Source organism: Lolliginicoccus lacisalsi (assembly GCF_014841105.1).
Lineage (GTDB): Bacteria > Actinomycetota > Actinomycetes > Mycobacteriales > Mycobacteriaceae > Lolliginicoccus > Lolliginicoccus lacisalsi.
Window position 1 is genome coordinate 192,699 of sequence record NZ_JACYWE010000005.1, and the last position, 22,570, is coordinate 215,268.

General features: G+C 69.0%; 24 protein-coding genes and 1 pseudogene. 8 read left to right on the top strand and 17 right to left on the bottom strand.

Annotated features, from left to right (window positions below; all coding sequences use genetic code 11):
- Nucleotides 1-196: 196 nt before the first annotated feature.
- Nucleotides 197-511, bottom strand: coding sequence for a hypothetical protein (locus HT102_RS10165; protein WP_192039305.1), 315 nt, complete (start codon nt 509-511; stop codon nt 197-199).
- Nucleotides 512-691: 180 nt separating this feature from the next.
- On the opposite strand from HT102_RS10165, the gene HT102_RS10170 reads away from it, so the two are divergent.
- Nucleotides 692-1,165: a hypothetical protein gene (locus HT102_RS10170; protein WP_192039306.1), complete on the top strand. Its 474-nt coding sequence runs from the start codon at nt 692-694 to the stop codon at nt 1,163-1,165.
- Here the strand turns inward: HT102_RS10170 and HT102_RS10175 are convergent.
- Nucleotides 1,134-2,618, bottom strand: a complete 1,485-nt coding sequence (locus HT102_RS10175) for an amidase (RefSeq protein ID WP_192039307.1) — start codon at nt 2,616-2,618, stop codon at nt 1,134-1,136. The two genes, HT102_RS10170 and HT102_RS10175, sit on opposite strands and share 32 nt — an antisense overlap.
- 63 nt (nt 2,619-2,681) lie before the next feature.
- On the opposite strand from HT102_RS10175, the gene HT102_RS10180 reads away from it, so the two are divergent.
- A complete protein-coding gene (locus HT102_RS10180; RefSeq protein ID WP_192039308.1) occupies nt 2,682-3,008 on the top strand; it encodes a hypothetical protein in 327 nt (108 codons plus the stop codon).
- A 124-nt stretch (nt 3,009-3,132) separates the two neighbouring features.
- On the opposite strand, the gene HT102_RS10185 is transcribed toward HT102_RS10180, so the two are convergent.
- The 3 genes from HT102_RS10185 to HT102_RS10195 form a co-directional block, all read right to left on the bottom strand.
- Nucleotides 3,133-3,429, bottom strand: coding sequence for a hypothetical protein (locus tag HT102_RS10185; RefSeq protein WP_192039309.1), 297 nt, complete (start codon nt 3,427-3,429; stop codon nt 3,133-3,135).
- A 398-nt stretch (nt 3,430-3,827) separates the two neighbouring features.
- Nucleotides 3,828-4,622: an FkbM family methyltransferase gene (locus HT102_RS10190; RefSeq protein WP_192039310.1), complete on the bottom strand. Its 795-nt coding sequence runs from the start codon at nt 4,620-4,622 to the stop codon at nt 3,828-3,830.
- A complete protein-coding gene (locus HT102_RS10195) occupies nt 4,615-5,052 on the bottom strand; it encodes a MerR family transcriptional regulator (RefSeq protein ID WP_333473380.1) in 438 nt (145 codons plus the stop codon). The genes HT102_RS10190 and HT102_RS10195 overlap by 8 nt, the downstream gene beginning before the upstream one ends.
- 122 nt (nt 5,053-5,174) lie before the next feature.
- Here HT102_RS10195 and HT102_RS10200 point away from each other — a divergent pair, with 122 nt between their 5' ends.
- Both HT102_RS10200 and HT102_RS10205 read left to right on the top strand, forming a co-directional pair.
- Nucleotides 5,175-5,747, top strand: coding sequence for a hypothetical protein (locus tag HT102_RS10200; RefSeq protein WP_192039312.1), 573 nt, complete (start codon nt 5,175-5,177; stop codon nt 5,745-5,747).
- Between the two features lie 113 nt (nt 5,748-5,860).
- Nucleotides 5,861-6,709: an SAM-dependent methyltransferase gene (locus HT102_RS10205; protein WP_192039313.1), complete on the top strand. Its 849-nt coding sequence runs from the start codon at nt 5,861-5,863 to the stop codon at nt 6,707-6,709.
- Here HT102_RS10205 and HT102_RS16075 read toward each other — a convergent pair.
- The 6 genes and pseudogenes from HT102_RS16075 to HT102_RS10230 form a co-directional block, all read right to left on the bottom strand.
- Nucleotides 6,700-7,038 (bottom strand): hypothetical protein, encoded by a 339-nt coding sequence (locus HT102_RS16075; RefSeq protein WP_192039314.1) that lies wholly within the window; start codon nt 7,036-7,038, stop codon nt 6,700-6,702. The two genes, HT102_RS10205 and HT102_RS16075, sit on opposite strands and share 10 nt — an antisense overlap.
- Nucleotides 7,039-7,454: 416 nt before the next feature.
- Nucleotides 7,455-7,580, bottom strand: a pseudogene (locus HT102_RS16440) (hypothetical protein); the annotation flags it as partial.
- 93 nt (nt 7,581-7,673) lie between these two features.
- Entirely contained in the window at nt 7,674-8,294 is a 621-nt protein-coding gene (locus HT102_RS10215; RefSeq protein ID WP_192039315.1) for an FMN-binding negative transcriptional regulator, read from the bottom strand.
- A gap of 231 nt (nt 8,295-8,525) precedes the next feature.
- On the bottom strand, nt 8,526-11,321 hold the full coding sequence (ppc, locus tag HT102_RS10220) for a phosphoenolpyruvate carboxylase (RefSeq protein ID WP_192039316.1): 2,796 nt from the start codon (nt 11,319-11,321) through the stop codon (nt 8,526-8,528).
- 72 nt (nt 11,322-11,393) lie between these two features.
- Nucleotides 11,394-11,612 (bottom strand): RNA-binding S4 domain-containing protein, encoded by a 219-nt coding sequence (locus HT102_RS10225; protein WP_192039317.1) that lies wholly within the window; start codon nt 11,610-11,612, stop codon nt 11,394-11,396.
- Nucleotides 11,613-11,756: 144 nt separating this feature from the next.
- Nucleotides 11,757-11,954, bottom strand: coding sequence for a hypothetical protein (locus HT102_RS10230; RefSeq protein ID WP_192039318.1), 198 nt, complete (start codon nt 11,952-11,954; stop codon nt 11,757-11,759).
- A gap of 257 nt (nt 11,955-12,211) precedes the next feature.
- On the opposite strand from HT102_RS10230, the gene HT102_RS10235 reads away from it, so the two are divergent.
- Complete coding sequence (locus tag HT102_RS10235) at nt 12,212-13,102, top strand: haloalkane dehalogenase (protein WP_192039319.1); 891 nt, start codon at nt 12,212-12,214, stop codon at nt 13,100-13,102.
- A 17-nt stretch (nt 13,103-13,119) separates the two neighbouring features.
- Here HT102_RS10235 and HT102_RS10240 read toward each other — a convergent pair whose 3' ends face one another.
- Nucleotides 13,120-13,557 carry a QcrA and Rieske domain-containing protein gene (locus HT102_RS10240; protein ID WP_333473381.1) on the bottom strand — a complete coding sequence of 146 codons (438 nt, stop codon included), beginning with the start codon at nt 13,555-13,557 and terminating at the stop codon, nt 13,120-13,122.
- 177 nt (nt 13,558-13,734) lie between these two features.
- On the opposite strand from HT102_RS10240, the gene HT102_RS10245 reads away from it, so the two are divergent.
- Entirely contained in the window at nt 13,735-13,908 is a 174-nt protein-coding gene (locus tag HT102_RS10245; protein ID WP_192039321.1) for a hypothetical protein, read from the top strand.
- A gap of 72 nt (nt 13,909-13,980) precedes the next feature.
- On the opposite strand, the gene HT102_RS10250 is transcribed toward HT102_RS10245, so the two are convergent.
- The 4 genes from HT102_RS10250 to HT102_RS10265 all read right to left on the bottom strand — a co-directional run bounded on the left by HT102_RS10250 (nt 13,981) and on the right by HT102_RS10265 (nt 19,044).
- Nucleotides 13,981-14,160, bottom strand: coding sequence for a DUF5302 family protein (locus tag HT102_RS10250; protein WP_192039322.1), 180 nt, complete (start codon nt 14,158-14,160; stop codon nt 13,981-13,983).
- Between the two features lie 341 nt (nt 14,161-14,501).
- Nucleotides 14,502-15,026, bottom strand: a complete 525-nt coding sequence (locus HT102_RS10255) for a small multi-drug export protein (RefSeq protein WP_192039323.1) — start codon at nt 15,024-15,026, stop codon at nt 14,502-14,504.
- 75 nt (nt 15,027-15,101) lie between these two features.
- Nucleotides 15,102-16,784 carry a patatin-like phospholipase family protein gene (locus HT102_RS10260; RefSeq protein WP_408611344.1) on the bottom strand — a complete coding sequence of 561 codons (1,683 nt, stop codon included), beginning with the start codon at nt 16,782-16,784 and terminating at the stop codon, nt 15,102-15,104.
- A gap of 115 nt (nt 16,785-16,899) precedes the next feature.
- A complete protein-coding gene (locus HT102_RS10265) occupies nt 16,900-19,044 on the bottom strand; it encodes a transglycosylase domain-containing protein (RefSeq protein WP_192039324.1) in 2,145 nt (714 codons plus the stop codon).
- A 216-nt stretch (nt 19,045-19,260) separates the two neighbouring features.
- Here HT102_RS10265 and HT102_RS10270 point away from each other — a divergent pair, with 216 nt between their 5' ends.
- Nucleotides 19,261-20,016, top strand: coding sequence for a hypothetical protein (locus tag HT102_RS10270; RefSeq protein WP_192039325.1), 756 nt, complete (start codon nt 19,261-19,263; stop codon nt 20,014-20,016).
- A 46-nt stretch (nt 20,017-20,062) separates the two neighbouring features.
- Entirely contained in the window at nt 20,063-21,790 is a 1,728-nt protein-coding gene (locus HT102_RS10275) for a DUF2339 domain-containing protein (RefSeq protein WP_192039326.1), read from the top strand.
- Between the two features lie 16 nt (nt 21,791-21,806).
- Here the strand turns inward: HT102_RS10275 and HT102_RS10280 are convergent, their stop codons facing one another.
- Nucleotides 21,807-22,472, bottom strand: coding sequence for a hypothetical protein (locus HT102_RS10280; RefSeq protein WP_192039327.1), 666 nt, complete (start codon nt 22,470-22,472; stop codon nt 21,807-21,809).
- Between the last annotated feature and the right edge of the window lie 98 nt (nt 22,473-22,570).

Here is a 22,570-nt window from a genome sequence, read left to right on the forward strand (position 1 = left end):
AAAAGCACTGGAAACAGCTAAACGCGATAGAAGCGAACCAGGGTTTTCCGCCGCTTCTATCGCGTTTGCGCTGACGGCTCCCCGCCGCCGCTGACGGCTCACCCACCCGCTGACGGCTCACGCCGCCGCCGACGGCTCACGCGCAGCCAGAGCGCCGGGCCCGCCAGGGCGCCGGGCCCGCAGAGGCCCGGGCCCGCTAGCGACGTGGCCGCAGCAAGCAGCCCTCGTCCTCGGGAACGAGCCCGCGCAGCATGAGCGGGCACGGTTGCGCGATCTGCCGCAGCCATGACGCCTCGGTCCGGTGGTTGACGCGCGCATCGTCGAGACGATAGTGGGCAAGGCGCTCGCTGAGCTCGGCGACATCCTCCGCCGGGGTGCCCGCGAGATCATTGACGCAGCCACCGAGGACGGCAGCGATGAGGCGGCGCGGGAACATCCCCTGATAGGACTCCTCGAGACGCTCGACACCCCGCGCGCAGCCCTGGCATATCTCGTGGCTCGTCATCATCACCTGCCCATTACGCCACGGCTCGACCGTCGCGAGACAGGGGCATTCGTCCCTTCCGCATAGGGACCAAAGCCACAGTCGAACGACCCCGGGGTCGCTAGCATCTAGCGTGCCGCCGATCCCGGGCCCTGATCCCGCAGCGCCGGTCCCCACAGCTGCCGAACCCGTGAGGAATGCTCCGCGATGACCGATGCCAACGACGAGTCGATCTTGCTCTCCCCCGTGGTGCAGGCCCACATGAGCCGACTGCGCAACGCTCTGGCGGGCATGGACGACGAGGAGCGTGATCGCCTGCTGATGGCGGAGGCGGAACGCGTGTGCGAGGCTGTCGCGGCCGCCGATGTGGACCTGTCCGACGATCGGGCGGTGGCTGGGGCGATCCGTGGCCGCGCTGCCCTCGACGAGGAGGCCGGGGAGCCCGCTGCAAACATCCGGGAGGTGCCCCGCAACGCGCCGCAGAAGTTCGTCCTGATCCTCGGGCTCGTGGCGCTGGTGTTCGCGGCGATCGTGCCGCTCGCGGGCGTGGTGCTGGGGGCCATCGGTGTGGTCGCCACGTCACGGTTGCCGCGCGCCACGACCGGCCGCGGCTATCTCATCGCGGCCGGTGGCACCAGCATCGCCGCTCTCATCGTGGGGTCGTGGCTGCTGCTGTCGTGACCGAGACCTCCGGCCAGTGCCCGGCCCACGGCTGTGCTTCCTCGAGCTCGGCGGCGAGGGCGAGCAGCAACTCTTCCCCGCCCGGCGGGGCCACCCACTGCGCCCCCATCGGCAGGCCCTGCGCGGTGTGATGCAGCGGCACTGACATCGCGGGAGCGCCGGTCAGGTTGGCGAGCTGGGTGAACGGCACCACCGAAATGCTCTGGCGGACGTGCTGGCGCCACACGTCCAGTGCCGCGAGTCGCTCGACCAGCCCGAGCCCCAGAAGGGGACGCACCGCTGCCGCGAGTGCCTTCGGAGTGTCGAGCTCGCCGATACGGGGCGCGGGCCTCGCGACCGTGGGGGTGAGGAGGAGATCGAAGCGGTCGTGGAACTCGGCGAGCCCGCGCGCGTATCCGTGCCAGCGATCATGGCTGGCATAGAACTCGGGCGCGGTCGTAGCCCGTCCGAGGGCAGCGAGCACGCGGGTTTCAAACTCGAACTTGCCGTCCGTCGCGCCCCACGCCCGCTTCGCCTCATCGATCTGCGAAGCGGCGTAGACGGAGAACGCGGTGCTGAAGTCCTCGACCAGCGCGCGTCCATCGATCGCGGGGGATGCTTCCTCGACGGTGTGGCCCAGTTCCTCGCACAATGCAGCCGCCCGCTCCATTGCTGCGACGGCCTCCGCCGAGACCTCGCTGCCAAATGGCGATCCTGCCGAGAATCCGATGCGCATCTGGCGTGGCCGTGACCGGGTGGCCGCGGTGAACCGGCCCTCGCGGGGGCCATCCACCATCACATCGAGCATCAGCGCGGAATCCCGCACCGTGCGCGAGACAACCCCGTTCACGCTCGCCCCGAAGAGGTACGACTCGTGTGACGGTCCGTCGGGAACCAGGCCCCGGCCCGGTTTGAGGCCGAACAAGCCGCAGAACGACGCCGGGATGCGGATCGATCCACCGCCGTCGTTGGCGCCCGCCGCCGGGACCACGCCCGCTGCCACGAGCGCCGCCGAGCCGCCCGAGGAGCCACCGGGCGTGCGGCCCGGATTCCAGGGATTCCGGCAGGGGCCGTGCACGTGCGGCTCGGTCACTCCCTTGAGCCCGAACTCCGGGGTGCTGGTCTTGCCGAGGATCACCAGGCCCGCATCGAGCCAGCGGCGCACCACCTCATCATGCTCGGGCGCCCGCGCGTGCTGCAGGGCCCGTGAGCCGAATCCCGACGGCAGGCCCGCGTAGTCCTGCATCAGGTCCTTGATATAGAACGGCACCCCAGCGAACGGCCCCGACAGCGGGCCCGCTGCCTGGCGCGCCGCCTCGCCGAGCATAGGCCTAGCGATCGCATTGAGCACCGGATCAACCCTCTCCGCGCCCCCGATCGCGCAGGCCAGCACCTCCGAGGCTGTTACCTGCCCGTCCGAGACCAGCCGGGCCAAGCCGACGCCGTCATGCTCGCGATACTCGTCAAGCTTCACTACGCACCTCCTCGACCACGTCCACACTATGCCGTAGCGCCCGCTCGCGCCTATGCTCGAGCCATGCCCGCAGACAGCGCCTACGACGATGGGCAAGTTCGCCTCGACGAGACCGGCATCACTATCCGCCGCTATTACTTCCCCACCGGGGGCGACAAGCACATCCCCTACTCCAGCGTCACCAGGTTCGGCACGCGCCGGCTCGACTGGTCGCTCAACCGCGCCAGCATCTGGGGAACCTTCAGCACCAACACCTGGATGCCTCTCGATGTCCGGCGGCGCAACAAGCACACTGCGATCATCCTCGATATCGGTGCGCTCATCCGGCCCGTCATCACCCCGGATCGGCCCGACGATGTGCTCGCCATCCTCCGAGCGCGCGTTTCCTAGGCGGGGACAATAGCCACACCCGCCGCAAACGCGATAGGAACCGCGCGGAAAGCCAGGCTGGTTCTATCGCGTTTAGCCGCTTCTATCGCGTTTGCGCTGCGTGGCGCGGACGCAGGCATCCGAATCACCCCGCGGGGGCAAGCACCGAACGGCTCGGCTCCCCCGCGAACGAGAGCAAGCCGGATCGCGGCCCCACGTGGGTGAGATAGAGCTCGTGCATGGCCCTGGTGCAGGCGAGGTAGAGCATTCCCCGGTCTATGTCGTTGGCATAGTTGGCCTCGTCGAGCGCATCGTCGCATTCGATGATCCGGGGCGGCTGGCCGTGCCGCTCGGTGGGGATGAGCTTGGCGTTGCGGGAGATGCTCAGCACGGCGTACTCGTCGGAATGCTCGATGCGCTTGCGGCCGAGCGGCTTGAACATGCTTCGTGCGCGGTCGGCGTGGGCCGGGTCCTTGTAGAACCCGGGTCCTTGTAGAACGCCTTGTAGATGGCGAGTCGTTCACCTCGTTCTTGAGCAGCTGCACCGCGGTGCTCGCGACACGGTCGAGGCGCGCGAACCCGAGCAGGGTGCTCGATTCGGCGTACATGTCGGCGACCCACTCGTCGGAGAGCCGCTTGAGCTTCTGCTCGATCCCGGCCGGGACGAAGTCGTGCTCGGCGCCGTCGGCTATCCAGCCGTCGAGCATGGTGACGAATTCCGGCGTTGCCTTGTAGCCGATGCGGCGTGCCACTGCCTCGTCGACGCCCTCGAGGAGGCTGACGACTTGCTCGCTGAATGTCTCGTACCCGGTGGGCCGCGCAAGGAAGCGCGCGGCGTGCTCACGTCGGTCCCAGGGGTCTCCTGTTCGACTCATGCAGGAACAGCTGGTTGCGTGGCATGTCGCCGGCTTTCGATTCCGACGGAATCCAGCCCTCCCCGATCCACAGGTAGGGCCGGTATCCGAGGGCACTCATCATCGAGAGAAGATCGGCCGAAGTGGCGCCGTACTTGGCGAGGTGGCGCGATTCGATCTCGAGGAGGATGGCCGGGTGATCGCGGGCAATGGTCTGGCTGGCGCCTTTGAGGACACCGATCTCGGCGCCCTCGACATCCGCCTTGATGAAGGAGATCTGTTGGCCGGGGCAGGCGGCCGCAATAGCGTCGATCGTGGTGATCGGGACCTTGATCGTCCGGGACCGCGCGAACTCCCGGTTCGGCCCGGGGCCGAGGGCGTCCTGGTCGAGGTAGGCGCGGCCGTGCACGGCGAATCCCCGGCGCACCGGAACGCTGAGAGTGCCCTGGCCATGGTGGGAATGCAGCGCCGCGTTGTGGACGACGACGTTCGCGCAGCCCAGCATGCGGGAGGTCCATTCGAGCGTGCTGGCGAGTGCGCGTTGCGGCTCCACGCTGTGCACATGACCCCGGTCGCCCACGAGGCTCGATAGCGTCCATGTGTAGAGCCCGTACTCCGCTCCGACATCGATGCAGGTGTCGCCACGCTCAACCAAGCAGCGCAGGCCACGGATCTCTGGCTCGATCGACGAGATGCGTTTGGATGCGGTCAGCAACGCCCCGGAGAGCGCTGAGAGCCGCCGGTGCTTGCGCGCTTTGCTTGTCGCGGCATCCTCAAGCATGGCGTTCCGAGCGCGCATTGGCCTGCGTTGCCCTTGCGATCTGCGCGTCGAGCAATCCGGAGAGTTCCTCCGCGTATTCCAGCTGCACCTTCAGGCGCTCGACCGCGTCGTGGGCGCTGGTCTTGAACTCCGCGAGCACGTGGACGGCAGTCTCCCTCGCACGGGCACCGGCGTCGTGCTGGCGCAGGGAATCGAGGGCCGCGAGCAACTGGCTCATCTGGTCGAGCGTGAAACCGAGGGGCTTCATGCGCCGGACGACGAGTAGCCGCTCGATGTCCTCGGGCGAGGAAAGCCGAAATCCGCCATCGCTGCGGGCCGACGGGATGACAAGCCCGACTTCCTCGTAGTGGCGCAGCGTTCGTATCGACAGTCCCGTCAGATCCGCTGCGCGACCGATCTGGACATGGGGCTCGGGGTCGTGGCCGGTCACTTCGGTGACTGCCCCTTCCTGGTGAACAATGATGGACCCTACCCTAACGTAACGGTAGGGTTTGAGTGTCAGGCCAGCAATGGACAGCGACCGCTGGGAGCCCGCCGATGCCATTTCCGCGCATGATCGCGCCTTCCCCTGCCGCGAGGGGCATCGCCGCGGTCGTGCTCGCGAGCGCCACGCTTGGTTGCGCCGGACCCATGACATCCGAGCCCGCCTCCCCCAGCGCGATGGGTGCCCCAAGCGCCGCAGGCGACCCGCAGCCGCAACGAGTCCAGAGCGCGACACTGCGTGGCTACGGCTCCATCTCGATCGTGGATCCAGGCAAGCCCGCGTCCGCGCCCACACGCATCACCGACGTCCCGCGCGTCTATGCCAGCGAATCAGCAATCCTCGTCCAGACCGGGACGCCGTACGGGCCGCACGATGTGGAAGCGCATTCCTACACCGAGGAACCCCGCCCCGAGGATCCAGGATCCTGGGACGAAGCGATTCATGCGATCATCTCCGCCGCCACCGACATTCGCCTCGAGGCAGGTGGGAGCGACGGCCTCCCCGGCCTTGAGCTGCCCCTCAGCCTCCAGGGCCCGGGCGAGTACAACGTCCGGCTCTACACGCGGGGCCACGGCACGAACCAGGGCCAGCTCGACAGCCTGGCCGAGGAGAAGTACCTGATCCAGGTCTGGCAGGCCTAGCCCCCTCCCCCGTCATGCGCCTGATGGTTTGAACCCGCCCGCGCGCGGGAATCCCGCAAACGGTGATGGCGTCCGCGAACGAGAACGCGGGGCTTGCAGGCGATTGGAGTCCCATGGCTGACCGGCTATCGGAGGATCACATCAGCGCTACGGCGGTAGCGGTGGCCTACTTCCGCCATATGGAGTCAAGCCGTGCTGATGCGCTGATCAGCGATGAGTTCGCGTGGCCCCTGGTCGAGGCCACGGGCCTGGGAACGCACTTGATCGGGCTGCCCGAGGAGAACATGCGCCGCGTGATCGACGGCATCGCCGTGCGCACGCGCTACATCGATCAGGCCGTCGAGGACGCGGTGGCGTCGGGGATCCGCCAGATCGTGATCGTAGCTGGCGGACTGGACACGCGAGCGTTCCGGATGGAACTGCCCCCGGGCACCACCGTGTTCGATATCGACCTGGAGCCGGTGCAGGAGCTGAAGCGAACCGTCCTCGCCGCGGACCCCCGGGCGAAGCGCTGGCGGCCCGTGGTGGCGGACCTCAAGCAGGACTGGGCAGCCGCGCTGCACGATGCTGGCTTTGATGCCGCCACACCGGCATTGTGGATTTGCGAGGGCATCCTCTACTACCTTGCGGAGGACGAATCCGATCGGCTTGTCAGCGCGATCACCGATGCATCGGCACCCACGAGCCGGCTGGCCGGGGATCATCGCGGAAAAGGAACGCTGCAGCCGGGGCAGCATCAAGTCGTCGCAAAGCGTGTCGCCGACGCAGGATTCGGGTTCCAGTCCGTCATCGACGATCCCACGAGCTGGCTGGCGGGACGGGGATGGGCCAGTGACTCGGTCACGACGGTGCGGACGCTGGGCCTCCAGCATGGCCGCGACCTCGGCTACGACGAGCGGCCCGGGGCGGAGCTCGGATGGCTCTATACCGCGCACCGTCCGGCTAGCCCGAGCTATGCCTGACGCGCCCGCGACGGATCCTCTTCGCGCCGCTTCCCCGCAGCGACCAGCGCCCTGCGCGCGCGCCTGGCCTGCAAGCGCTGCCGCGCCAGGTCTGCTCCGCTGACGCGCACCAGCATCGTGGCGCCAAGGACCACCGCGATCAATAGCGTGGGCAGCCAGCCTGCTAGCCAGTGCACCGCCGCCAGCACCAGCACCACCCACACGACGACCGGCACCGCGCGCGTCCGCGGGCCCGTGGGCACGGGCGCGCCAGCGCCCCGCGAGACGCCCACGCCCAGCGACATGCGTCCGCGCCCGATGCCCCCGGTGCCCTGATGTGCCACAACCACTGCGCTTCCCTTCGCCGCCGCGGGTCGCCACGCCGCGGGCACTTCCCAGATCCCCCGATAGTTGCCCTCCACGCTACGCATGACCTGGGCTGATAGCCCGCGCTTTCGATGTGGCGTTGCTGACGAAGACCCCTCGGCAGTGACGTGGCCCAATGCCGTGCGGTGGCCGACCCGGCGCCAAGGCAAAGCCACCCCGACCCGTTCGAGCGCCGAAGGACCGGCCTAGTGGGATCTGTAGACCTATTCCCCAGTGGGAGGTCGGGTATGCGCAGAGGCCCCCGGTAGATCCCCCGCACGACCTCGAGAGGATTCGCTCCGCGGATCCTTGGGCTGACCATCGGATGCCGTCCAGCATCCTTGAGCAGCCTGTAGGAACCGCCATCGCATCCGTCGCACGCACAATCAGGAGCCAGGGTCAGTGGGACAGCCGGGTCGCCCGCGGCGATCGTGACAGCGAACGGCTCGTCGCCTCCTTCGATCGGCCGATGCACGACCACTATCAGCTTCACGGCCCCGGCCCCGCCGCGTAGGGGTCCGGCCACTGCCGGAAATCGCGCCCGGTCAGGGCGAACGCTGCATCGACATCCTTGAACAGCGCGCGGATCTCTGGTGACAGCACGTCACCCCACCCTGTTTCACTCCTGCGGAGCAGACTGTTCTGCCGCGGGGAGCCCGGCCAACCAGTCGAGCATCGCGAGGTAATCGTCGGCACCGCCCCGTCGAGCGAGGTCAGCGCGAATGCCATCCTGGTCGGCCATGGAACGTGCCGCGCTGACTTTCTCCTTCAGCTCGGCACGGGTGATCGCGATCTGGAAGGGCACGATCGCCCGGCGTGCCCGCTCGTAGAACGCACGCTCGGTGGGCCCGATCGTCGAGCGCAGCTTTGGATCGAAGACCGCTAGCGACGACAGGAGGCTGTCGACGGCTTCCGTGGCGTCCATGACCTGCGGCTCACCGTGCAATGTCGCTGTGCAGTAGTTCCAGGTGGGCACGGCCGACGGGACCGCATAGCTCTCGGGACTCACATAAGCGTGCGCGCCGTCGATCAAGCACACAGTGACTGACGGCTCGGCCCAGAGCTTCCAATGCGGATTCACGCGCGCGATGTGCCCGGCCACGAAGTCGGTTCCGTCGCGGTGCGTGTAGTAGAGCGGCACCCGCGAGGTCGCGACCCGGCCGGATCCCAGGCCGACGGTGACGATCTGGCAGAGCGGGTACTGCACGAGCAGTTCGCTCCAGTGCCAACGGGGACTCATGCGATTCCTTTCGCCTCTGCTCCAGGCCTAGCGGCCGAACCTGCCGAACAGTAGGCCCATCGACCGAGCTCAGTCGAGCGAATTAATCTCATCGCGCCCGTTTTGCGCCAGATGCTCGAAAGGCAACGTCCAGAACCGGACCGAAATCGCGAGAGGACCATTCAAGTTGGCAATCCACGGCCATCCCGCGGCACCCGAACTGTCATTCTCAGCCCCGACGCCATGCCTCCCCTACCCGGTGTTGCGCAACGCAGTAGCGAGGCCATTCATCGTCATGTGGATAGCGCGGCGGACCAGAGGGCTGTCATCGCCGGACCGGTAGCGGCGCAGCAGCTCCACCTGCAAGTGGTTGAGGGGCTCGAGGTAGGGAAACCGGTTGTGGACGGAGCGCTGGAGGGAGGGGTTGTCGCCGGCGAGGTCGTCGTAGCCGGTAATGGCCTTGTACATCGCGATGGTGCGGGCGTGCTCGTCGCGGAGCTTGCCGTAGACGAGGTCGCGCACGGCGGTGTCGGCGACGAGGCTGGCGTAGCGGGCGGCGAGGCCGATGTCGGACTTGGCGAGGACCATGGCCATGTTGGAGAGCACGGAGTGGAAGAACGGCCAGCGGTGGTAGAGGTCGGTGAGCTCGGCGAGGCGCTCGTCGTTGTCACCGATCCAGTCGCTGAGGGCGGTGCCGGTGCCGTACCAGCCCGGGAGCATGACGCGCGACTGGGTCCACGACAGCACCCACGGGATCGCGCGGAGGTCGGCGAGCGAGCTGGTCTGCTTGCGGCTCGACGGACGGCTGCCGATGTTGAGGGAGCCGATCTCGGCAAGCGGGGTGGAGGTGCGAAAGTACTCGAGGAAGCCGGGGGTGCGTTGCACGAGGTCGGTGTAGGCGTCGCGGGAGCTGTCGGCGATCTCGTCGAGGATGGCGTACGCGCGCTCGGCGTTGTCACCGAGGCCCTCGACGTCGAGGAGGGTGGATTCAACGGTGGCGGCGAGCAGGCTCTCGAGGTTGCGGCGGGCCATGCCGGGCTCGGCGTACTTCGCGGAGATGACCTCGCCCTGCTCGGTGAGGCGCAGCGAGCCGTTGACCGCGCCCGGGGGCTGGGCGAGGATGGCCTCGTAGCTGGGACCCCCGCCGCGACCGACGGTGCCGCCGCGCCCATGGAAGAGGCGTAGCCGGATGCCGGCCTCCTGCGCCGCGGCGACGAGGTCGAGCTCGGCGCGGTAGAGCGCCCAGTTCGCGGTGAGGTAGCCGCCATCCTTGTTGGAGTCGGAGTAGCCGAGCATGACCTCATGCCGGTTGCCCTGGGCGCGGACGAGCTCACGATAAGCAGGGACGTCGAGGGTGGCGCGGAGGGTTTCGGCCCCGTGGCGCAGGTCGTCGATGGTCTCGAAGAGCGGCACGACCCGCACGGGGCTAGAGGGCGCGGTGTCTTGGTTGCCGGGGTCGAGGATGCCTGCTTCCTTGAGCAGAACAGCGGCCTCGAGCATGTCACTGACCGAGGAGCACATGCTGACGATGTAGTGCGGCACCGCATCAGCGCCGAGGTCCTCTATCGCCTGCGCGGCGGCGCGGATGATGCCGAGCTCGCCGCTCGCGAGGTCGCTGAGGGTGGCGTCGGGGCGCAGCAGGGGCCGCCGGGTGCCGAGCTCGCTCGTGAGAACCTTCACCCGCGCATCCTCGTCGAGGCTCGCGTAGTCCTCCTGCACGCCTGCCCAGGCGAGCAGTTCGGCGACGACCTTCTCGTGGGTGGCGGAGTTCTGCCGCATGTCGAGGCCAGAGAGGTGGAAGCCGAAGGCGTGGACGGCTTCGATGAGCGTGGCGAGGCGATCGTCGGCAAGGATTCCATCGCTGTGGCCGCGCAGGGAATCACTGATCGCGACAAGGTCGGCCAGCAGCTCGGCGGGCCGGATATACGGATCGAGCCCGGCATCGCGGGCCGCCGGCGGGATCTCGTCGAGCACACGCGCGGCGGTGGCAGTGAGCCTGCCCATGATGCCGTTGATCGCGCGGCGGTAGGGCTCGTCGGACCGGAACGGGGACTCGTCGCCGGAGGCATCGGCGAGCGCGTCGACGGCATCGCTGACGGTGACGAGGCGATCGGACATGGATAGTTCCTGCTTGAGCTGCCCGAGCTCGGCGAGGTAGTAGCCGATCGCGGTGTAGGCGGCGCGGCGCGTGGCGGTGCGCACCACCCCGGCGGTGACGTAGGGATTGCCGTCGCGGTCACCGCCGATCCAGGAGCCCGTGCGCAGGATCGGTTCGGCGAGCAGCTCGCTGTTGGGCCAGCGGGTACGCAGCTCGCGGCGGATCTCGGCATTGAGCGCGGGGATCACCTCGAACAGCGACATGTCGTAATAGCGCAGGCCCACGTCGATCTCGGTCTCGAGGCGCGGGCGGGTCAGCCTGATCACGGCGGTCTGCCACAGCGTGAGCACCTGCCGGCGCAGAGCGAGATCGATGCGGTCAAGGTCGGCGTCGTCGACATCGGGGCGGTGGCGCTCCCGCATGAGGCCAGTGATGCGCTTGATCGCCTCGAACACGGTGCGGCGGCGCGTCTCGGTGGGGTGCGCGGTGATGACCGGCGACACGAGCGCGCCGTCGAGCCGCTCGGCCACGGTGGCGGCATCGAGGTTGGCGTTCTCGAGCTTGCGATAGGTCGCGGCGAGGGTGCTGTCCTGCGGCTCGGCGCCCTCCCGGCGATGGGTTGCGCGCCGACGTTCGCGGTGGAGGTCCTCGGCGAGGTTCGCGAGCAGCGAGAAGTGGCTGAAGGCCCGGATCACCGGGATCGCGTCGGCGGTGTCGATGCCGTCGAACAGTGCCTCGAGCTCGCTGCGATCGATCTCGGAGCGGCGCAGCCGGAAGGATTCAGTACGGGCCTTCTCGACGAGGTCGAAGACCCGGTCCCCGGCCTGCTCCCGGACGATGTCACCGAGGAGTCCGCCAAGGAGACGGATATCCTCGCGCAGGAGCTCCTCGTCCTCGTCGATGCGCGGCGCTGCGGGGGTGTTCACGAGTTCGCTGGATGTGGGCACCATCGATCCAGTATCGCTGGCAGCGCTCGGATGTGCTTGATTCTCAGCGTGTTCCGGCGCGGGCCCGCGCGCTCCTCAGGGCTTCCTCACGAGCACGCGCGCCTCGGCCCCCTGGAAGGAAACGACGTCGCCGTCGCGGAGCTGGCGGCCCCGCCGGGTCTCGACCTCGCCATTGACGTGCACGAGGCCGTCGGCGATCACGGTCTTCGCGTCCGCGCCCGAGTCGATGAGGCTGGCGAGCTTGAGGAACTGCCCGAGCCGGATCACCTCATCGCGGATGGTCACATCATTCAACCCGGTCCCCTCTCAAGGGTCGTCGTGCGGAAGCGGCAACGGGCAGGGAGCGCGGAGCAGGATCCTGCTGCACCTCGCTGCCTGCCCGGCCAGTCGAGCGATTCGTCGCGCCGGGGCGGAACAGGAACGACGAAGCGGGAGCTGCTAGATGATGCTGGCGCTCGGGAGCGACTCGAGGTCGTAGTCGAGACCGAAGTCGGCATCCGGCATCGCCTCGGCGCCGTAGGGCACGAGCAGGCTGTTGATCAGGTCGATCTGCTGCTGGGAGAACTGTTCCAGCCAGATCGGCAGGATCATGCCCATCATGTCGAGCATCGCGAACTCGGGGGGCAGTGCATCCATGGAGAGCTCCTTCGTGAGGACGGTGGGCTCCCGATACCCTATTCGATCGCTCCTGGGGCCGCACGGCGGGAAGCGCGGCCTGTGATGCTCGCGGGATCCGATCGTGGCCGCGGCGCGATGATCGTCTCGTCATTGCGCGACCCAGCCAGCACACCTCGTACTAGCCTGGATAGGAGCCTGGCTAGTGGCACGGCATCCACGAGCAGGCTTGCCCCCTGCCATTCCAGTGCTGTGGCACGCGTCCGCCGAGGAGCCCGATGCGCATCCTGAGAACTCCGGAGGACAGGTTCGCGAATCTGCCCGGTTTCCCGCACACCCCCCAGTACGTGGACCTTGGGGATGTGCGGATGGCCTACGTCGACGAGGGGCCGCGCACCGCGTCACCTGTACTGCTGCTGCACGGGGAGCCCACGTGGGGCTACCTGTACCGGAAGATGATCCCGCCCCTGGTGGCCTCGGGACACCGGGTCGTAGTGCCTGACCTGGTCGGATTCGGGCGTTCCGACAAGCCTGAGTCAATCAACGACTACAGCTACGCCCAGCATGTCGAGTGGGTGACCAACTGGATCGCGGCCCTTGATCTCCGCGATATCACGGTGTTCTGCCAGGACTGGGGTTCACTGATCGGGTTGCGGATCGCCGCTGAGCAGCCAGACCGATTCGCTCGGATCGTCGTGGGCAACGGATTCCTGCCGACCGCGCACCGCCCGCCGCCTGCCGCCTTCCGCGCGTGGCGCGCGTTCGCGCGATGGTCACCGGTCTTCCCGATCGGTCGCATTGTCGACATCGGGACGGTCACCAAGCTGACCGCGGCGGAGCGCGCCGCCTACGACGCGCCATTTCCCACAAGCCGTCACAAGGCCGGTGCGCGGGCCTTCCCCCGGCTCGTGCCGATAACCGAGCACGACGTGGCGATCCCGGCGAACAGGGCGGCCTGGGCCGAGCTCGGCGAGTGGCGCAAGCCGTTCCTCACCCTGTTCGGGTCCAAGGACCCCATCCTCGGGCACGCGGACAAGGCCCTCCAAGCGCACGTTCCCGGCGCGCAGGGCCAGCCACACGATCGGCTGAACGCGGGCCACTTCCTGCAGGAGGACCACGGTCCCGAGCTCGCGCGCCGCATGGACGAGTTCATTCGCGCGACGAGCTAGCCGCTGCGGGACGCCCCTCAGGCCGGGACGATCGAGGTTCCCTCGACGCGGATCGCCCGCGGCTCGAGCCCGCGCAGGGCCGGCCCGCGCTGCACCGCGCCGTCGAGCTGGAACTCGCTGCCGTGGCACGGGCACACGATCGTCTGCTCCCGCACCTCCCGCACGACGCAGCCCTGGTGCGGGCACACCGCCGAGTAGGCGTAGAACTCCCCCGCCGTGGGCTGCGTCACCACGAGCTGGACCTCGGTGAGGATGACCGCGCTACCCACCGGCACGTCCGCGGTATCGGCCAGCGCGCCGGACGCGGACTGGCCATCGGGAGAGCCGGGCCCGGAAGTCGCGGGAACTTGATCGTCACCGGAGGTGGTCGGGGAGGTCCCGCCTCCCCCGCATGCCGCCACGACGGTGCCCGCGCATGCCACGCATCCCGCCTTGATCGCTTGCCTGCGGTCCACCGTGCTCTCCCTTCGGTAGTCCGGGCCGACGATCGGTCCGGGCCCATCCGTAGCCATGTAGTGCTGGGCCCCACACTAGCGATCTCAAGTGCGCGCCACCACGCCCTGTGTGTTTCAATTGCCTCACTCGCCGCGAACGCGGCAGCCTGCCCGAACCCGAACTCCCAGGGAGTGCACATGCCCGAATTCATCGCCCAGATCCTCGCTGGCAGTCTTGGCGGAACCGCCCTCGGCCTCGGAGGCCTCGCCCTCGGCATCGCCGGTGCTGTCGCCGGGCCGCAGCTGCTCGAGACGATCCTGCCCCTCATCACCGACCTCGACCCCGGGATGCTGGGCACCCTGCTTCCCTGAGCATCGCGCGAACGAGAAAGCGGCGTGGACCCACTAGGGTCCACGCCGCTTCGCTGTCTGGTGGAGGGGTGGCTATCCGCTCTTGCGGCGGAACATGGAGCGACCGCCCTCGGCGGCGTGCGGGCCGTGCGCCTTGCCACTGGATTTCGGGGTGCCCCGGTGCGGGTCCTTGTTGCTGGCCTGCTTGTGCGCGAGCGCCTCGGCGAAATGCTTGCGCTGCTCCTCGCTGATCTTGCTGCTGTGATCTGCCATGGCGACCTTCTCTCTCGTGGCGGCGCATTGGTCCGCCGTTGGCTTGAGTGTGTCACTCTTCACAGCCCTCGCGCTACTGGTTTTCGCGCCCCGCCGACAGCCGGGGCGGACAGGGCGCGGATGGTTGGCGCGATACCGGGCACGGCTGGTTGGCACCTTGGTCGGCGTGGCTGGTGGCGGGCGGGTCTGTAGAACACGCGCCACCCATAGCTCGCGGCGGCCACCCATCCGCGGATCGACCACCGAAATATCGGTGGCTGCTGGGTACTTTCGGTGGCTGCTGCGTCGCAAAGGTGGCCACTCCCGGCGCCACGAGCAAACCAGCCAGGCGCCCGCAACAGCTAGCCCAGCATCGCCATGCCCTGGGTCGCGAGGATCGCAGCGATCAAGCCCCAGGCGATCGTGGCGCCTCCGATCCATGCGAAGGCAGTGCGCGCGCTCACTCCGAGGCCGACAGCAACGATCGCGGAGGCCTGGGTGCCGAGGCCGAGCGGCCCGAGGACCGCGAGGGCGGGCATGCCCCAGCGCGTGGCGATGGCCTCGATGCGGGCGGCCCTCTTGCCGCGCTTCGCGGCCTCGTGCTCGTCCTGCGTGGTCGCAACGGTCGCGCTGCCGCCCGCCCCGGCGGCGACCACCCGGTCAGCGGCCTTGCGGTCGCGGCGCGCGCGCCACCAGGCTCGAAGCCGCTCCCCGAACCAGGCGGCGATCGCCACAGTGATGAGGTTGCCGCTCGTGCCCGCGAGGAACGCGAGCACCGGGTTCATCCCCGCGACGATCCCGGCGGGGATGACGACGATCGCCTCGAGCCACGGTGCCGCGCCGCCGATGAAGACGCCGAGCAGCGTCGCAATGCCTGACCAGTCCATTTCCTGCCTCTCCTACCCGATCGACTGTACTTCTCCGGGCAGGTCGGGGCCGGGTGGCCTTGGCCACAATGGGGCTCAGGATCGCGGCGGCGGCGCGAGCATGTCGGTGCGGTTCCGGCGGGCCCGCTCGGACAACGATGCCACCACCGACCGGGTGCGCTCGAGGACCACGCTCATCGGCCGGGCGGGCGCGGGCGGGTCTCCGCTGATGGTGATGGGAGTGCGGTTCAGCTCGGGCGGCCCGTCGCCGGTCCACCACACGGGGGCAGTCATGTGCTTGGCGAGCGGCAGGGTGGCAACGATCGCGGCGGAGCCCCATCCGATCGAGCGGTCGATCGCGCTCGAGGAGGCCGCGAGGGTCAGCGCGGACAACGTGGGCCGGAACCGCACGAGGCAATCAGCGTACGGAGCGTTGCGCACCATCTGCACCTGGATGGACTGGGTGATCGGGGCCAGCCAGAGATGCTTGGGGTTCCATTGGGGGTGGAAGCAATCCCAGCCGTAGAAGAACGCGTTGCGAGTGCCGATCTTGCCGTCGCGGACGCGCTTCCAGGCCAGCTCGATGGGCACGTTGCTCGCGGCGACGCCATCGATCAGCGCGCCGACGTCCTTGGTGGCGAGCAGCTCGTCGAGCAGGGGCACCATCCGCGGGTCGGAGGTCTCGTGGTGGAGGACACCAGGGATCGCGGAGGAGAAGCTCGCGGCATCGGCGACGTTGAGGTCGGCGGTGAGCTCGTCGGCGCCCAGCACGATCGGCTTGACGACGCGGGAGTCGATGAACGCGGCGGCCTGCCACATGCGCCCGGCGACGGTGTTGCGGATTCCGAGCCGGAAGCGCGGCAGGGTGCGGGTTCGCAGCGCGTCGAGCTCGGTGCGGCGAAATCGCGCGGGCAGGCGATCGAAGGACTGCCTGCGCACGCCCGCGACGACGGTCTCGAACGGTACGTCGAGGTCGCGCAGGCGCATGGGCTCGCCGTCCTCGCGGCGGAACAGCTCGTCGGCGAAGCGATCGAAGTTGAGGGAGAACAACCCGGTCAGGCCGTGGCGGCGGCGGAGCTGCGCGGGGCCGAGGATGCCCCGGTAAGTGACGGTCTTCGCCCAGTCGACGTAGTCGTCGACGGGGATGGGCAGCGATCGGGCGACGACGCTGCCGACGATGGAGCCGAAGGACGTGGTGATCATGTAATCGGGGGCGAGGTCGTTCTCGACGAGCTGCTTCATCCCCCCGAGGTAGACATAGCCCGCGCCACCGCCGCCGCCCATGATGCAGACCAGCGCCTTGTAGCCGATCTCGGCGTCGAGCTCGTCGGCGCTGAATCGCTGCTCATGCCGCTCGATGAGGGCCGCGCGGACGCGATCGACGTGGGGCGCGAGGTCGGGCAGCAGCTGCTTGGCGGCTATGAGTCGCTTCATCGTGTCCGGCTCGGCGCGCAAGGGGTCGTGCAGGGCCGCGATCACACGGGCACGGAGCTCCTCGGTGTCCTCGGTGACATCGACGTCACCGCGCCCGCAGCGGCGCCCCGGTCCTGCCGCGCCGGGCTCGAACACGGGCAGCCGGGCGAGGGAGATGAGGTAGCGCAGCCTCCGGAACTCGCGCCGGGTCAGCACCTCGGGGTGGTCGAGGTCGGCGCGGGCGAGGGCGGTCTCCATGTGTTGCAGCGCGAGGATGGGGTTCTTGCTGGGCAGGCTGGCATCCTCGGGGGCCTCGATGATGTCGTCGAGGCCATCGGGGTCGTAGCCGAGGGGTGGCGGGAGCATCTCGTCGTTGCTGCCCCGGAATCGTTGCACCATGCCGCGCATTGCCATGAGCACTAGTGTGTCGGAGACACTGGTGCCGCGTGGCCGGGTTTCGTGAATCCCGGGGCCGCGAGGGCTATCCGACGGGCAGCGGGATGCGGATGCCCGGGAAGATCTCGACCTCGCGGAGCTGCGGCAGCGGCGGCAGCTCAGGCACCTGGATCGGCGGCGGGGCCGGGGCCGGGGCGGGCGCGGGGGCGGAACGCCGTTGCTGGGGCGAGGGCCGGGAGGGCTGCGGCTCGACGTAGACGGGGACGCCTGCCTGGCCCGCGATGGGGTCGGGCCACGGGAAGGTCTCGATCTCCGTGCCCGACAGCGAGGCGTCCATCGTCTGCTTCCAGATGGACGCTGGCAGGGACGACCCGTAGATGCTGCCGCCCCACAGGTTGAGCAGTGGCTCCGAGTCGTTGGTGCCCATCCATACCGCGGTGGACAGCGAGGGCGTGTAGCCGACCATCCAGGCGTCCTTGTTCAGTCCGGTGTCGCCGAGCTGGGTTGTCCCGGTCTTCGACGCCGACGGCCTGCCACCCGCGAGCCCATTGCCCCGCGAGTAGGAGGCGATCGGGAGCATCGCCTGGGTGGCGTTGTCGGCCACGGCCTCGTCGATGCGCTGCTCCCCCTCGCTCCGGGGCCGCTCGTAGAGCACCTCGCCATCGGCGGCGACGACGCGCTCCACGAAGTAGGGCTCGTGGTACACCCCGGAAGCGGCGATGGTCGCATAGGCCGAGGCCATGTCGATGGGGCGAACGAGGTACTGGCCGAGCACGATGCCGGTCTGCGGGGCGCCGCCGTCCTCGGTGAGGGATACGCCCTGCACGCCGGGGATGTTCTCGGGAATGCCGGCCGCATGGGCCGCGTCAGCGATGCTCTGCGGGCCGTTGTCCATGGCAAGGGTGAGCCGGTAGAAGCTGGTGTTGAGGGACCGCTTGAGCGCCTCGGCGATGTTGCAGGTCCCGCAGGACGCCCCATCCACGTTGGTGATGCGAAGGTTGCCGATCGTCACCGGGGAGCTGTCGTAGCGGGCCGACAGCGGGATGCCCTGGTCGAGCGCGGCGAGGAGGCCGAACACCTTGAACGCCGATCCTGCCTGGAGCGGGGCCTGGGCGTAGTCATAGCCCTGCCCCTGGGGGCCGCCATAGTATGCCCGCACGGCCCCGGAGCGGGGGTCGATGGAGACGACCGCTGTGCGCAGGTTCTCGGGCTCCCCGGCCATGACATTGGCCACCGAGTCGATGGCTGCCTGCTGCTTGGGCGGGTCGATCGTGGTGACGATGCGGACGCCGCGCGTGTCGATGAGTTCCTGGTCCACCCCGAGTCGCTCGAGCTCGTCGAGAACCTGGGCACGGACGAGGCCCTCGGGGCCGAGCGCATCGTTGGGGTCAGGGATCTGCTCGAACGGGACGACCTGCGGGAACTCCATGGAGCTGCGCTCGGAGGGCCGCAGCACGTTCATCGCGGTCATGCCGTCGAGCACGTAGTTCCAGCGCTCGCGGAGCTTCTCGCTGTCATCGCTGGAGTCGAGGCTCGAGGGGCGGTTGATGACCGCGGCGAGCAGGGCGCCCTCCTGCGGGGTGAGCTCGCCGACGGGCTTGCCGAAGTACGCCTGGGCCGCCGTGGCGACACCGTAGGCCCCGCGCCCGAAGTAGATGGTGTTGAGGTAGGCGGTGAGGACATCGTCCTTGGTCCATTCGCGGGCCATGCGCGCCGCTAGCACCAGCTCGCGCCACTTCCGGGAGTACGTGCGATCGGAACCCACGACGGTGTTCTTGACGAATTGCTGGGTGATGGTCGAGCCACCGCCGGCGTCCTCCTTGCCGGTGAGGTTGTCCCAAGCGGCGCGCGTGAAGCCTCGCACCGAGAAGCCTGGGTTCTCGTAGAAGCTGCGATCCTCGGCGGCGAGCACGGCATCGCGGACATGCTCGGGCACCTCGTCGAGGGTGATGTTGACCCGGTTGCCCTCGGGAGGGGCCACCTGCGCGAGGACGGTGGAATCGTCGGCGGCGACGATCGTGGCGATCTGGTTGTTGCGCAGGGCCTCGGGCCGCGGCACCTCTGCCTCGCGATAGCTGTACGCGAAGTAGCCGACAGGCACGATGACGAGTACCAGGAGCAGGACAAGCGCTGCTAGCAGGACGGCGCGCAGCCGCGACCGCTTGCGCCGCGGCCTGCCGCGTCCCGCCGCGGACCGCGATGCCCTAGTGTGCTCAGAACCCACAGTCATATTCCTTCGGAGCCCGGCCTTTGCGCCGCTGGCCTCATAGTCCGGCAAACACCCACGTTGTCTCGTCGCCCAGGGTAGCGCCAGCAGCGTCAGCACCACCACATGCGCGCAGCAGGTCACACGTGCGATCGGCACTACCCGGCTAGGACCTTGATAGCCTGGGGCCCGCGTCCTGCAGGAAGCATCCGCACCGCACGCCCCCTAGGAGATCCTCCCGTGGTCGCACGTAGCCCCGCAAGCCCGAACCTCCCAGCGACGCCGGGGAGCAGGCCGACTGCCCTCGCCGTGCTGCTTCTCGTCATCGAGGCGGGGCTGACGATCTGGCTGCTGGTCGCCTGGCCCGCGGAGGCCGCGCAGTGGCTCGTGCCCATCGAGCTCGTCACCTATGCGCTCGGCCTGGGAGCTTTGCTGTGCGTGCTGTTCGACCAGTTGTGGGCCGCGCACGCGTATGTGGCGCTCCGCCTGTTCCTCGTGCTGTGCTATCTGCTCGACGGCAGCATCGTGGGCATTGCACTTTCGGTGGCCGTGCTCGTCCTCGCCACCAGGCTCGCGGTACGGGCGCGCGAGCAGCTCGTGCCCCTGGTCGTTCCCGATGATGCAGCGCAGGCCTGGCGCATATATTCGCTCGCCGGATGCTTGCTCGCTGTGGAGCTGCTGCATATCGCTGGGCTGCTCCGGCTGGGTCCCGACGCGCGCGACGCGATCATTGGCCTGTTGCCGCTGCCCGTGGTCGCTGGGGCGATCGCGGTGGGGCTGGGCGGCCTCGTGGGCGCTGCGCTGCTGCGCTTCCCCGGCGCGGTGGTCTATGTCGCGTACCGCACCGTGGCGGGCATGTACCTCACCGCGGGGCTCGCGTTCGATTCGATCGCGCCGCCCGAGGTGATTCTCTCGGCCCTGCTGATGTTCGTTCTCGCCGAGGTGCTGACCCGGCGGGTCTACCAGCTCGCGGAGGCACGGCGCGCCCTGCTGTAGCCGCGATCGACGCGCATTCCGCGCGCGGTGCGCGGATGATGGAGCCGTGGAACACAGAGATCCGCCGGACAGGGACATCGCGGATGTGCTTGCGGCCAGGCTGTCCCAGATCAGCACGCAGCTCGACTATGCCCGCCATGAGCTGGAGTTGCTGCGCCGCGAGGCCCACGCGACGGGTCCGGCCCCGGCCACGGCGGCCTTGCCGGCGAGCGGTGCGCCATCGACCGCGGACACTCGCTCGCCCCACCCGGCGGCCACGCCATGGTGGGCGCGGGATGCCACCCTCGGCAGGGTGCTGGCCACGGCGGGCACCGCCATCACCCTGATCGGGGTCGCCCTGCTGCTGGTGCTGGCCATCCAGTCGGGGTTGCTCGGACCGGCCGGACGCGTCGTCGCGGGCGCGATTCTTGCCTCGGGCCTGCTGGGCCTGGCGCTGTGGCGATCGCGCCGCGATGAGGTCAACGCGGGCATCGTGGCGCTGGCCGCGACCGGCGTCGCGGGGCTGTACCTCGACATCGTCGCCGCGACCGCGCTGTACGAGCTGGTTCCCGTCGTGGTGGGGCTCGCCATCGCGTTCGCTGTGGCATCCGCGGGATCGCAGCTCGCCGTGGCGTGGGATTCCCGCTGGCTCGTGCACATGGTAGTACTCGGGGGCGCGGCGCTGGCACCATTCGTTGCCGGGGGCATCACGCCTGCCGTCGCGGCATTCCTCGTGGCCCTGATGGCGGCGACGTTCCCGGCACAGCGTTCCCGGCAGTGGCCTTGGTTGATGGCCTCCCGCGTGGGCCCGCCCGTTCTGGCGCTGGTGATCGGCATGCATTCGCCGGGCAGCCAACCGGGATTGTCGATCGCGTGGCAGGCAGTGGCGCTCTCGGCGATCCTCCTCGTGCTGGCAGTGGGCACGGGTTTCGTGCTGCTGCGCGAGGCTGGCCGGGCGTACCACGGCGCCGCGATGCTGGGTATCGCGGCTGCCGCGCTGCCCCTGCTGCTCGCCCGGGAGCTGCTCGCGGCGGGGCCATACGCGGTGGTGTGCGTGGCGAGCGGTGCCGTGCTGCTGGCCGTGGCCGCGCTCGCGCCAGGCATCCGCGGGGGCCCGCGCATGCTCATCGGCGGGATCGGTGTCCTGGCCGGAATCCTCGCCATCACGTCGTGGGTTCCCGGGGGCCGCGCGGACGTGGTGGTGCTCGGTGCGGGCTGCGCGGTACTGCTGGGGTGGTCTCGCTCCCGGGATGCGGTGGCGGGGGCCGGTGGTGCCTTGCTCCTGGTCGCAGGTACTGCGCTGCTCGGCGCCACCGCTTCCCAGGGTCTGCTGGTGTCGTCATCGGTAGCGTCGGAGCGGGCGAGCATGCTGATCGTGGCCGCTGGGGCCCTGCTGGTGGTCGCTGCGGCTCTCGTGGCCAGCGCGGTGGGGGTGCCGGTGCTGCTTCGCCTGCTCGCGACGGGCGCGGTGCTGTACGGCTCGATGGTCGCGATCGTCGCCCTCGGCGTCCTGGTCGTCGGGGGTCGCACGGGATTCGTGGCCGGGCATGCGCTGGTGACGGTGCTCTGGATGGCGGTGGCGATCACGTTGCTGATCGTCGGTGCGCGGCGCAACGCAGTGCTCGCAGCTGGCGTGGTGATGGCCGCCGCGACGGTTGTCAAGCTAATGATGTTCGATCTCGCGGCGCTCGACGGGATCTATCGCGTGCTCGCGTTCTTGCTGGTCGGTGTGCTGCTCCTGCTGGCGGGGACCAGGATCGCTCGGCCCCGGGCAAGCCAGCCTGATCCAGCGTGATGCCGGGCTGGGAGGATCAGGAACTGACGACGAGGCGCACGGGCGCGGTCTGGCCGGGGAGGACCTCGAACGAGACCGGTCCGGTGGATTGCCCTCCCGTAGGGGGCTCGATGATGTGCCAGCACCCGGCCGGAAGCATGGTGGCGAGGCGCCCGCTGGGGTCGCTGGGGGAGGAAACGAGCTCCGCGCCGCTGCCATCGCAGGGCCGGATGACGATCGGGCGGTTGACGACGGGCGTGGTGCCATCCGGGCTGACGAGAGTGATCATCGCGGCACCGAGATCGTAGGCGCCCTCCATGAACGGAACGAACCGGACCGTTGCAACGCCGCTCGATTCACCCACCATCGCCGTGATCGGTGTCGCGGCGGCGGGCATGTAGTCCGCGGGGTGGCGAATGGGGTTCACCGTGTAGCAGCCCGGCGCGACAGGCACCGTGGCGTCACCGGTGGCACCGAGGTCGATCACCCGGTAAGTGCTGACCGTCGGTTCGGATCCCGGGCAACCACTGGTGATGCTTACCGAGACATTGGAGATCGGCGCTCCCATCGCGCTGGTCGCCGAGACGCGGAGCTCGGCAGTGTCCTGCGCGGACGCGGTCGCCGCGAACGGCACTGTGACCAGCGTGGCAGCGGCGGCCATGACGGCGACGCGCGGCAGTCTCGCGATCGTGATAGTGCTCATGATTGTTCCTCCGGCTCGCGCGCGCGGTGCGCGTGACTCAATGATGCCTCGTAGCGCCGATCTTGACCAGTCCGTTACAAGCTTCGGTGCCCCCAGCG

Coding starts and splice junctions, on each gene's coding strand:
- HT102_RS10170 (WP_192039306.1), top strand. CDS start 692: ATGACCGATGCCAACGACGAGTCGATCTTGCTCTCCCCCGTGGTGCAG.
- HT102_RS10180 (WP_192039308.1), top strand. CDS start 2,682: ATGCCCGCAGACAGCGCCTACGACGATGGGCAAGTTCGCCTCGACGAG.
- HT102_RS10185 (WP_192039309.1), bottom strand. CDS start 3,429: ATGTTCAAGCCGCTCGGCCGCAAGCGCATCGAGCATTCCGACGAGTAC.
- HT102_RS10190 (WP_192039310.1), bottom strand. CDS start 4,622: ATGCTTGAGGATGCCGCGACAAGCAAAGCGCGCAAGCACCGGCGGCTC.
- HT102_RS10200 (WP_192039312.1), top strand. CDS start 5,175: ATGATCGCGCCTTCCCCTGCCGCGAGGGGCATCGCCGCGGTCGTGCTC.
- HT102_RS10205 (WP_192039313.1), top strand. CDS start 5,861: ATGGCTGACCGGCTATCGGAGGATCACATCAGCGCTACGGCGGTAGCG.
- HT102_RS10215 (WP_192039315.1), bottom strand. CDS start 8,294: ATGAGTCCCCGTTGGCACTGGAGCGAACTGCTCGTGCAGTACCCGCTC.
- ppc (WP_192039316.1), bottom strand. CDS start 11,321: ATGGTGCCCACATCCAGCGAACTCGTGAACACCCCCGCAGCGCCGCGC.
- HT102_RS10230 (WP_192039318.1), bottom strand. CDS start 11,954: ATGGATGCACTGCCCCCCGAGTTCGCGATGCTCGACATGATGGGCATG.
- HT102_RS10235 (WP_192039319.1), top strand. CDS start 12,212: ATGCGCATCCTGAGAACTCCGGAGGACAGGTTCGCGAATCTGCCCGGT.
- HT102_RS10245 (WP_192039321.1), top strand. CDS start 13,735: ATGCCCGAATTCATCGCCCAGATCCTCGCTGGCAGTCTTGGCGGAACC.
- HT102_RS10250 (WP_192039322.1), bottom strand. CDS start 14,160: ATGGCAGATCACAGCAGCAAGATCAGCGAGGAGCAGCGCAAGCATTTC.
- HT102_RS10255 (WP_192039323.1), bottom strand. CDS start 15,026: ATGGACTGGTCAGGCATTGCGACGCTGCTCGGCGTCTTCATCGGCGGC.
- HT102_RS10260 (WP_408611344.1), bottom strand. CDS start 16,784: ATGCTCCCGCCACCCCTCGGCTACGACCCCGATGGCCTCGACGACATC.
- HT102_RS10265 (WP_192039324.1), bottom strand. CDS start 19,044: ATGACTGTGGGTTCTGAGCACACTAGGGCATCGCGGTCCGCGGCGGGA.
- HT102_RS10280 (WP_192039327.1), bottom strand. CDS start 22,472: ATGAGCACTATCACGATCGCGAGACTGCCGCGCGTCGCCGTCATGGCC.